Below are 860 nucleotides of genomic sequence, written 5' to 3' on the forward strand. Positions count from 1 at the left end.
GCAGCCCGGCGCCTCACGAGTGCCGTCGATGGTGGCTTGCTCGGCGATGACGTGAATCACCACCGGCCCCGCCGGTGCCCGACCGCCCGCGGCGCAATCGGTGCGCCCGCAGCGACAGCCCAGCCGATCCGCCCCCGCGGCCAGCACCCCCAGCGCGTCGGCGCGGCGCTGCTCACGGCTGCGCGGATCGTGCGCGCACACGGTGCCCGCGAGCGCATCCAGCCGCGCGTCCAGCGCGCGGGCGTCCGGGCTGAACATAAAGCCCTCGATGCGGGCCAACCCCTCGCCCATGTCGCCGATCCACACCTCGCGCCCGGCCGCGCGCTCGCGGCGCCGCCGCACCGCATCCGCATCAGCGTTGGCAACGATCCGGTCCACCTGCGCGGCCAACCGGGCCGGGGTCAGCGACGGCCAGCGCCCCACCTGCGCGGCCAACTGCGCATCCACGGCCGCCACCACGTCGGGATCGGCGATCAGATCGGTGCGATACACCAACGTCTGCACCATCCGAAAATCGATATCCCCCGCGGCGAACACCCCGCCCACCCGGGGCAGCCGCTCGCGCAGCGCCCGCGCATAGCGCACCCGGCTAGCCGCCAACCCCTGACTGATCCGCAACTCCGCGGCCACCTCCGCGGCCACCGCCGCCTCGGTATCCACCGCCCACTCCTCACACTCCGCACACCGCGACAGTCGATGGGCGAACAACCGCCCAATCGCGGCCAACTGCCCGGCCACCGCCCGGTTTTCGGCCCGCGCACACCCGCCCGCCTCGGCCAGCAACGCCGCCGACTCCGCCGTCGCAGACGGATACCGCCGCTCGAAGTGCTCATCGAACTCCGCGATCACCGCGGGCGACG

Annotated in this window: 1 protein-coding gene; it reads right to left on the reverse strand. The window is 74.0% G+C overall.

The annotated features are described in order from the left end of the window. On the reverse strand, positions 1 to 849 hold an 849-nt coding region (locus A5750_RS19180; protein WP_156664364.1), incomplete at its 3' end, for a 13E12 repeat family protein. Positions 850 to 860: the final 11 nt, after the last annotated feature.

Source organism: Mycobacterium sp. 852002-51613_SCH5001154 (assembly GCF_001667425.1).
Classification (GTDB): Bacteria; Actinomycetota; Actinomycetes; order Mycobacteriales; family Mycobacteriaceae; genus Mycobacterium.